Annotated in this window: 12 protein-coding genes; 1 reads left to right on the plus strand and 11 read right to left on the minus strand. The window is 61.5% G+C overall.

Going from position 1 to position 8948, the window contains the following annotated elements; genetic code table 11:
* Nucleotides 1-91 precede the first annotated feature (91 nt).
* From V7778_RS04520 to V7778_RS04560, 9 genes are all read right to left on the minus strand, one after another.
* Nucleotides 92-556 carry a hypothetical protein gene (locus tag V7778_RS04520; protein WP_335552186.1) on the minus strand — a complete coding sequence of 155 codons (465 nt, stop codon included), beginning with the start codon at nucleotides 554-556 and terminating at the stop codon, nucleotides 92-94.
* Nucleotides 557-607: 51 nt separating this feature from the next.
* Nucleotides 608-1036, minus strand: a complete 429-nt coding sequence (locus V7778_RS04525) for a RusA family crossover junction endodeoxyribonuclease (protein ID WP_335552188.1) — start codon at nucleotides 1034-1036, stop codon at nucleotides 608-610.
* Nucleotides 1033-1287, minus strand: coding sequence for a DUF7220 family protein (locus V7778_RS04530; protein WP_335552190.1), 255 nt, complete (start codon nucleotides 1285-1287; stop codon nucleotides 1033-1035). Before V7778_RS04530 ends, V7778_RS04525 begins: the two co-directional genes overlap by 4 nt.
* Complete coding sequence (locus tag V7778_RS04535; RefSeq protein ID WP_335552192.1) at nucleotides 1284-1757, minus strand: dATP/dGTP diphosphohydrolase domain-containing protein; 474 nt, start codon at nucleotides 1755-1757, stop codon at nucleotides 1284-1286. The genes V7778_RS04530 and V7778_RS04535 overlap by 4 nt, the downstream gene beginning before the upstream one ends.
* A gap of 255 nt (nucleotides 1758-2012) precedes the next feature.
* The gene (locus V7778_RS04540) at nucleotides 2013-2702 is read right to left on the minus strand and encodes a hypothetical protein (RefSeq protein WP_335552194.1); all 690 of its coding nucleotides are present in this window, start codon (nucleotides 2700-2702) and stop codon (nucleotides 2013-2015) included.
* Nucleotides 2695-3414 carry a phage antirepressor KilAC domain-containing protein gene (locus V7778_RS04545; protein ID WP_335552196.1) on the minus strand — a complete coding sequence of 240 codons (720 nt, stop codon included), beginning with the start codon at nucleotides 3412-3414 and terminating at the stop codon, nucleotides 2695-2697. The genes V7778_RS04540 and V7778_RS04545 overlap by 8 nt, the downstream gene beginning before the upstream one ends.
* A 32-nt stretch (nucleotides 3415-3446) precedes the next feature.
* Nucleotides 3447-3932 (minus strand): hypothetical protein, encoded by a 486-nt coding sequence (locus V7778_RS04550; RefSeq protein WP_335552198.1) that lies wholly within the window; start codon nucleotides 3930-3932, stop codon nucleotides 3447-3449.
* Nucleotides 3929-6544, minus strand: coding sequence for a DNA methyltransferase (locus V7778_RS04555; RefSeq protein ID WP_335552200.1), 2616 nt, complete (start codon nucleotides 6542-6544; stop codon nucleotides 3929-3931). Before V7778_RS04555 ends, V7778_RS04550 begins: the two co-directional genes overlap by 4 nt.
* A 2-nt stretch (nucleotides 6545-6546) precedes the next feature.
* A complete protein-coding gene (locus tag V7778_RS04560; protein WP_335552202.1) occupies nucleotides 6547-7077 on the minus strand; it encodes a Ref family recombination enhancement nuclease in 531 nt (176 codons plus the stop codon).
* Between the two features lie 32 nt (nucleotides 7078-7109).
* Between V7778_RS04560 and V7778_RS04565 the strand changes: the two genes are divergently transcribed.
* Nucleotides 7110-7370 carry a hypothetical protein gene (locus V7778_RS04565; protein ID WP_335552204.1) on the plus strand — a complete coding sequence of 87 codons (261 nt, stop codon included), beginning with the start codon at nucleotides 7110-7112 and terminating at the stop codon, nucleotides 7368-7370.
* 8 nt (nucleotides 7371-7378) lie between these two features.
* On the opposite strand, the gene V7778_RS04570 is transcribed toward V7778_RS04565, so the two are convergent.
* A complete protein-coding gene (locus V7778_RS04570; RefSeq protein ID WP_335552206.1) occupies nucleotides 7379-8473 on the minus strand; it encodes a UvrB/UvrC motif-containing protein in 1095 nt (364 codons plus the stop codon).
* Entirely contained in the window at nucleotides 8470-8901 is a 432-nt protein-coding gene (locus tag V7778_RS04575) for a hypothetical protein (protein WP_335552208.1), read from the minus strand. Before V7778_RS04575 ends, V7778_RS04570 begins: the two co-directional genes overlap by 4 nt.
* Nucleotides 8902-8948 lie beyond the last annotated feature (47 nt).

The raw sequence follows: 8948 nt of genomic DNA on the forward strand, positions 1-8948 counted from the left end.
CTTTCTCATCTGAATGGATGAGTCAGCTTATCACTTGAGGATCAATCTTCTTGCCTGTCCGAACTTTTCCAATTTGCAACGCTAGCACTCGTCAAGTTTGTTCTGGCTTCCATTCATCCAGGCGTGTCAGCGCGTGAGTAATAAGGATAGTCGATACCTCGTCCTTAATGGTAACGAGGTCAGCTGCATCCATTTCCTCATCGTCGCTTAGCTGCACTTCACGGTTCGGAAGGATCACTGCCCCTGGCTGCACGAGCCTGACGACCTCCGGCAGTCGAGTTTCCGTGTCGCGAGAAAGCGCGAAGAAGGCATATTGAGCAGCTAGAAACTCGCGTGTATTCACGATTAATTTTATGTATTCCAATCTGGCAATGAATCTAATGTGCAACACATCGGCAGCAAAATCGTTCGGATGATCCGGCAGGTTCTTATACGAAACATGATGGGATACCGAACGCCCGCGACTTTCGGCAAAAATTGCTGAGCGAACCCGACCCGCCAAGACAGCGACTGCTTGCGAATTCTGAAGGAATTCAATAATTTCGGACCGTCTCATCTTCGCCCCCTGAGTTGTTTTGATACCTATACAATACTGCAGATTGAACGATTAGGCGGCTTCGCCGTCGAGCTCATGGACAGTGATGGCAGCACATGGGATTTCACCGTAGAACTTTAGGAGTTCAATACATACGACCTGAGCATCATCCTTCCAAACGATCCCATTGCACCCGTCTTTGAGCCCCTTCAAGACATTGTCGGCGTCAGGCTTCTTTGTTGCCCGGATCGCCCCGGCAATCGCCATGATCCGGCGCTTCTTCGACCAACTGGCGGGAACTCCAAGTGCAAGCCTCACGACTAACTTGACCGGCCGTGCAGTTGGCTCCCGGCCGAGCATCGCCGCGCTGGCGGCATGCTGTACCAAAGACTCGTAGGCTGCAGTCTTCGCTGGCGTGTATGCGACCACTCCCTTGCCCCGCCGAGCGAACTTAGGGCGCCCTTTCGGTACTGGTTGCCCAGGCACGATGAATTCGATCATCGGCGCCCCTCGATCGTCGATGCCACAGCTCCCGCGAGGCGGTGAAGTCGCGCGTTAAACCACCGACGGACGCAGTAGGACCGCGCCACGCTGATGACAGTGTAGATCAGGCCCAGGGCGAAGTTGGCGCCGGGGGTGATGTGGAATCCGAACATCGGGAATATCAGCATGTTGGCGGTATAGTTGATCGCGAAGCCGATGAAGACGTTGATGATCGCTTCAATGAGTGAGCCGAGTCGGGACTGGTTCATGCTAGCAGCCCCTGAAAGCTGATCGTATAGTGGACCGGATTCCGGTCGGCATAGCGGTCGATGATATCGGAGGCGCCAGCATTGAGTGCTGGGTAGAACGGGGCCGCGCGCGGCGGGCGATCGTCCGTAAATTTCCCCTGCATCATCGCGTCGCGCAGGACAACCAGCGACGTAATTGCCTTCGTGACGTGCGACATGCCCGAGTCGGCGTCGATATCCTCTCCCTCCCACCAGGCCATCAGATGGCGCATCACGCCATCGTAGTAGACCGATCCGCGCACGCCAACGACGCGGTAGTTATGCCGACCGTACTTCGATGCCCCTTCGAGCATCGCCACGCCGATTTCGGCCAGCACAGTCGCCGGTACGGTCGACATCGGGGCCTTGCGTACGCCAACGATGTCCTTGGGGTTCGTGGGCTTATCGCCCTCCATCGGGTGGAACGTCAGCATTTCGTGCGAATCTTCCATATCATCCTTTCGTTTCAGTTTGGACTTGCTCTTGTTGTTGCTTTGCTTGGCGTCTCTCGATCCAGCGCTCCCGTAGTGCCATGTCCTTTGCGTGGGCAAACAGTGGACAGGCGCGGTCGTCCCAAGAGACGAATGGGCCACGTGACGGGCTGCTGTCGCCGTGCCCGAGGCAGTGCCCCTGCCCCGCTTTGAGCCGGTCCGGATACCCCTCGGTCTTCAGCTTGTCGCAGCGAGCACACAGCTCCGCGCCGTCCCTCACGCAAACCTCGGCAACGGAGCGTCCTTCCGCACCAGGTCCTTGAGATTCAGCCCCTCGGGCCTCCGCGCCCGAATCTCGGCTGGTGCTGGCGCTGGCGGCCGCGGTGGTTGTGGTGGTTGCACCTGGATGGATGCGGCCGGTGGCGGGCCGTCGTTATCGATCGCGACCTGGATACGGCCCTTGAATGACGACATTTGCTCGCCCGGGTGTGGCCTTAGCCCCAGTTCGGCGCCTTTGGCGAGGATCGTCGCATCGCTAACCCACCATGCACCGCCATTGGCTGGCTTCTTCAGCGCCTCTGGCGGAGTCCAGTCGGCTGCGAAGTGCTCGCCGGGCCCGAAGAACGTCGCCGCCTGCTTGATGAACTGCGGCTCAACGCGCATTGCCTTCACGTAGGCGGCGTACGCCTTTGCCCCATCCAGCATCTGCGTCGGCGTGGTTCCGAGGTTGACCCGGGCGGTCCAAGCCTTGTAAGCCGCCTTTTTGCTGTCGCCTGGACGCGTGGGATAGACCTCCCAGACGACTTCGAATACGGCCGGGTAGTCATTCCGCTTGACCTTCGCCGGCTTGGCGCTGGCGGCGCGCAGCGCGTCGAGTTCGTCCAGCAGCTCAACGACGGTCGACGACTTCAAATGCACAGTATTCGCAGTGGCGGCCAGCTCGCGCAGTGGAGAATAGTCACGCATGAGCCACCTCCCCCGCCCGCTGCTTGAGCTGCCACTTTGCCCACTCGCCCGCCACCCAAGTGACGCCCTTTGGGGTGAAGCGCGCCGCGTTATAGGCGTGCCCGTTGCCCGGCGCCGTACCGGCCTTCACGCAGAACCGGCCAGCGTCAATATGCTGCGAGTGCGGCGTCAACTCCCCGCCCAGGCGATACATGATCTTCTCCTCGATGAGGAACTCGCGGAACTGGCTCTCATTCGCCTGCAGCAGCTTGGCCACCTGACGGAAACCCTTGGTACCGGTCGAGTCAGCATAGCGCTCCACGAATTCGACGGCCGGCGCCGCGGCGGCGAGCTGCTCCGCTTGGGCCGTGATTACGTCCTGTTGGTCGGCCGCCAGGCGCAGCGCTTCCGCGAAGGAGCGGGGAAGACCCGGCACCGGCGCCACTGCTTCGAGCTCCATCCACCGGTCGATGATCTTGGCGCGCAGTACGGCACTGTAGCCGGACACCACGATCAGGCAGTCCCGCTTCGTCAGGTCATAGACCATCGTCGGGCGGCCGCCGCCGTCCGGAGCGTACGGGCGGGCAGTATTACGACCAAGTCGTAAAACCCCCTCGTTGATTAGGCGCTCAATCGTGACAATGACGTCGTTGTGGCGCGCCTCGCAGATGTCCGCAATTTCGCGGCTCGACATCGTGGCCTTGACAGCACCAATATGTTGCAATGCTTGCATGTTGCACCTCGCGTTCATCTCGTATGTGCCGCCTAAGCGGCCTCCTTGTAGACATGGCCATCGTCGACGCGCTGACGCACTAGGTTCATTGCCGCGACGACCTCCGCCCTGGTCGCCACTTCCATCTGGCTGTCGTGGACAGTAAGCGCCGCCTCAATATCGCGCAGCGCTTCGCCGTCCAGGCGGAAGTTGCCGCTCTTGGCGCTGCGGGTTTTGGCACGGAATGCGCCATCCAGCGCCCGGGCGAATGCGTCCTCGTGTTCGGCCCCAATGTCGGACTCGGCCATGGCCAGCCCGATGTTCAGCGCCGTCACCACGCAAGACCAGGCCTCCTCGCTGGCGTCGCCGGTGCGCAGCTGCTCCAGACTCAGCCAATATGCCAATCCCAAGTCCTGCAGTTGCCCATCGTTTAGTGGCGCCGCGTCCTGTCCCCGCGCATGACATTTGGCGATGACGGTCAGGCCGCCACCGTTCGATACAGGGCGGGGACGGTACTTCTTGTTGCGAGGCTTTTTCATGCGGCCTCCCGCTCCGGCTGCGTGGCATCGACCAACTCAAAGTCAAACAGAGTTGGCATGCTCACCTCCCGCTCCATCGCATGACAGTAGTGCACCTGATCGGCGAAATACGCAGGGTTGAGCTCGGACCCGGCGCCGCGCCGGCCCAGCTTCATGGCGCGCACTGGAACTGTACCCAGGCCACAGAATGGGTCGTACACAACGTCACCCGGATTGCTGTAGCGGTTAATGAGACGGTCGACGATATCGATTTGGAATGGGCAAACGTGCTTTTCGACCGCGCGCGCCGACTGCTCGCCATTCAATGTGCGCATCCGAACGATGTCGTGCCAGACCATTGGATCGGCGCTGCCGGGGGCCAAGCTGAGGTAGTCGGCCGGAAGCGTCTTATTAGCTAGCATCGACTCCCCAACCTTGACGTGGTATTCATAGTTGTAGATGTTGGCCAGCGACAGGTCGGTGAACATCTTCGCCAGCTTGCCCGGGCCGTAGCTGGCCAGCTCCTCCGCGCAGAGCAGACGGTCGCCACTCGAGCGCCAGAATGCGTGGGCGTCGACCTGCCAGCGGGCGACGCTATAACCAGTGCCGGGGATAGGCGCCAGGCGGCGATCAAAGTCGACAGGCGTGCCGTCTTCGGCCTGACACAGCGGCTTTGCCTTGGTGACCGGGACATCTGCGTACCCGCGGCTGCGGTCAGTCTGAGGCTTGTGGAACAGCAGGATGTACTCAGGCGACCCCACGCCCATCTTCGTGCCGTCCTTGCACACCTCGGAATAGCCCAGCCGGTAGGTTTGGTTATTCTCGCGGACGACATCGGTAACTACCGTGATCATGCCCAGGTAGTCGAAGCCGTGCTTCATCCCGTGAAACAGTGCCTCGGCATGGAACGGACTGACGGTCGGGACGCCGGCGCCGGTCACGTTGCCGAAATTGATGCGATCCTTCACGTGGCAGGCATAGATGCGCCCCGGCTGCAGGATCCTGTACAGCTGCGGCGTCAGGAAGTCCATCTGGGCCCAGAAGTGGTCGTTGTCCTGGGTGTGGCCGAAGTCGTTGTAGCTCGGCGTGTACTCGTAGTGGTTTGCGAACGGGATGCTGGTTACGATCATGCCGACGGAGTTGTCCGGCTGCTCGAGCGCCTCTAGCACGCAGTCATTGTTGGCCACGGTGAAGCGCTCACCTTTGACAACGTGCCGCTCGACGCCGATCGTGCGCGCGAGCGAATCCTGCATCGACAGCTGGTCCAGCCCATACGAACGGATAATCTCGCCCATCTTTTCCTGCATTTCGTCGTGGCGGCGCCACTTCTCCTGCAACTCGGCCAACACGGCGCGCTCGACCTCGGTGTGAATGATGTCGATCCGGACCGGGCGGGTCTGCTGGAAGCGCTGAACCCGGTGGATGGCCTGGATAAAGTCATTGAACTTGAAGCCGATGCCGGCGAAGATCTCTCGATGGCAGTGCACCTGGAAGTTGCAGCCCGAGCCGGCGATGATCGGCTTCGTCGACAGCAGCTTGAACTTGCCGTCGCTGAAGTCGGCGATGCGCTGCTCGCGCTGCTCCAGGTCCTGTGTGCCCCACACGCTGACCGCCTCGGGCAACGCCGCCTGGATAGCGTGGCGCTCGTCCTCGAGGTCGTGCCAGATCACGAAGTGGTCGTTGGGATCCGCCGCGACGATCTCCGCTACTTTGGCCACACGCGCGGTCATGCTCTGCCGCTTCTCGCCGGCGGCGGCCGACAGACCCATGGCGACGTTCGGAATCAGTAGGCCCTGCCCGTTCTTCTCGTTGCCTGCAGCCTCGTAGTCGCTCGGCACCTCGTGGTAATGCACCTCGAGCGGCGGCAGGTCGTAGCCCTCGTCCGAGTGTCCCAGGTCGCTCGGTCGGCGGATGAAGCAGGCCCAGCTCGCCACCCACAGCCAAAACTCCGTCTCCTTATGCGGGTACAGGGTCAGGTTGCCAGCTTTCTCGCTGTCTCGTTGAAAGAAGCGGGTCAATGCCTGGCCCGTGTCCATGACGCCCAGGAAGCCAGCGTAGTGGATCAGCTCCTTGAAGCGGTTGGGGCTCGGAGTCGCCGTAAAGACGAACTTGAATTCGACTTGGTCGAACATCGGCAGGAATTCCTGATAGGTCTTACTGCCGTAGCTGCGCAGGACGCTCGCCTCGTCCAGCGACGCCGCGCCGAATCGGCTCACGTCGACCTTGCCCTCGCGGACGCTCTCGTAATTCGTCATGTAGACGATGTCGGCGCCCTCGATCTCGTCGTTCGAACGGATGAACTTCAGGGTGACCGCATGCTCCCCGGTGAAACGCTTCGCAGCCTCACGGACGAACTCCTGTCGCACGCCCAGCGGAAGCACGATCAAGCGCAGGCACGGTCGATGGATGCCAATCTGGCGCATCACCTCAAGGTTCGTGCTGGTCTTGTGCAGGCCGAACGATGCGAAGATGGCGCGCTGCCCGCCCTTCAGGGCCCAACGGACGATGTCGCGCGTGTGCGGTTTCAGGCCCGGGTTGATCTGCTCGAGCGGAACGTCGAAGCCCTTGGCCGGCGCCAGTCGGATCTTCGCCCGCAGGAACTCGTTGTAATCGCTTAAAATATTGGCAGACATAATTACTCCACGGTGATTTGTTCAGAGGCCGCGCCGGCTGCAACCGTCGCGGCTTCGTTATTTGTGAGCATCGACACGCACTCGGCCAACAGCTCTCGTTGGGCGCCATAGCGCTCCTCGAAGCGCGCCTTGTAGGGATGAACCGCGATAAGCGTCGGGTTCGCGCCGGTACCGTCTTGGTGGTGACCAGCGCACAGCGGCAAGACGAGAAGATGGGCGCCAGGCTTCGTGCGGCCGTCGATGTGGTGCACGCTAACGCTGGGGTTGTGCCAGCCGTCCTTCTTGCATGCCACGCAGCCCAGGGCCGCAACCGCACTCATGAAGCGCGCCTCCTCGGCGGTGGGCGGGCGGCCCTTCATGCCACGGGACCTCACCGGCTTCGGCAGCTTCAGCTCCTTCGCCCTTGCCTTGGCCTGGACCGCAGCGACACGCAGCAGCCCGGCGCCGGCGGCAGGCGTCTTGCTGCTTGCGCGCGACATCGGCGACTTGCGCTCCAGCGGTTTGCCCTGCTTTAAGACTGAACGGCGCATCATGTTACGATCCCCTTTTTGTGAGGAGATAGGCAATGCGCAACGACCCCGATAAGCAACACCTCGACTACACAATGCTTCTGGAGCCTTACGAGGGCTACACCGTCGAATGGGCTACGTCCCGCTCCCGATCTGAGCAAGGCAAATGGATGGGACACTTCCGCGCTTACAAAGACGAGACCCCAACAATCTTTGGATCGGTGGCCAACTTGCAGAACAGCGAGGCGGACGCCCAAAACAAAGCAGTTGAGATCGCCAAGGCCAAGGTCGACGAGGCAGTCGCCGCGAAAAGCTGACCGTACCCTCATGCGACCTCCGCCACATCTAACGAGATGACCTTGTTCGGCGCCTTGTCCCAGCCGCGGACCTCATCGGCAGTGAACTTGCCAGCCTGAGACTGGTCGGCAGTGTAGCCGCGGAAGCCGGCGCGGTGATAGAGCTGGTGCTCGTTGTGCCAGACGTTGAACAGCTCCTGGTCTCCCGGGAACAGGATGTCACGCAGCTGCGCGGCGCGCTCGAACTTCATCGCCTTGACGGCCTTGGCCAGCTCGGCTTCGAGGCGCGTGCGGCGGCGGTTGGCGTTGCGCTTGACGCGCGGGTTGTCCGGGAAGGTGGCGTAGAGCTCGAAGCTTGCCTTGTTCGTCACGTCGTACCGGCCCAGCGCAACCCACCACATATTGTTGATGTTGTAATACGCGGTGCCTTGCTGGATGCGGCCGTGATAGTCGAAGCACCAGACTGACTGGCCGTGCACGAGCAGGGTGTCGTCGGCAGAACGGCGGTTGCTGTTGAAGCAGCCGACCAGACTGCGGCTGTTGTTCGCCGTAAAGTACGCGTCCCAGTCGCCCTTAAAGTGACAGCTGGTGCGGTAGCATTCGGCGATCCATTCCAGCGCGGTCAGGTGCATGAAGCCGTGCTTCTCGCTCCGGCCGTTCCCAGTCTTCTCGTTGAAAGCGTACCCAGTGAACACGTTGCACAGGTAGTCGCGGATCCTGCGGCGCGTGCGCTCCATTTCCAGGCGCATCACGTAGGTCATGTGGCCTTCCTTGTCGCCCTGGTAGCGGCCGCCATGGTCCGGACGGTCGGGCGCGTTCACGCACTGGAACATCTCGAACTGAATGCAGCGGCCGGACAGCTTGAGGTCGGCCTGCAGGTCGCCCTTGGTGCAGTAGCGGTTATTATTGCCGGTAAAGATGTAGGTCGACTCGCCGACGGTCCAGCCGAGGCGGTTCAGGGTCTGCACGATGCGGGTGAACACGTCGCGCTTAAACTGGCGCTCCCATGCCTGAGCGGCATCCCAGCCGCCGGCGTCGCGCGCCTGGGAGATGCCTTCTTCCCATATGGAGAGGCTGGCGTCTCCGAAGTTGATCGTTCCGGTACGGTCGATTCGCGTGCTCATGCGTCACCTCCGGCGACACTCTTGAACACGAACCCCGCCGGCCGAACTGACCACTCCGGGATGTCCTGGCGCATGCCACGCGGGTTCGGGATGTAGCGCTTATTCAAGGGCGGCTGCGTAAAGACGTTGACCGGCTGGCGCACTGCGGCGATCTGGCCGACAGGCTTCACCTTTGCTTCGCCTGCCTCTTGGTCGTAGTGCTCCCGGGCCGCTTGGCTCACGGCGATCTTGCCGTCCAGCGTCTCGGTCAGCCAGCCGCTACGGATTGCGGCCTGCAGCGAATCTTCCTTATGGGTGGTCTTCGTGCCGAAGTGAACCGCGGCGAACAGGTCGCGCGACGTTTGAGGTCCGTTCTTATGCAGATATTCGCCGGCGACATATGGGATGGTGCCGCGCGCGGCCTGGCGGAAATTGCTTGGTTTGGCCATTGTTAGGCCCTCCGGGTAGTGAATTTGGCGAACTGGCAGTTAGCGGC

Origin of the sequence: Massilia sp. DD77 (assembly GCF_036961685.1) — a bacterium.
Taxonomy (GTDB): Bacteria; Pseudomonadota; Gammaproteobacteria; order Burkholderiales; family Burkholderiaceae_D; genus Telluria.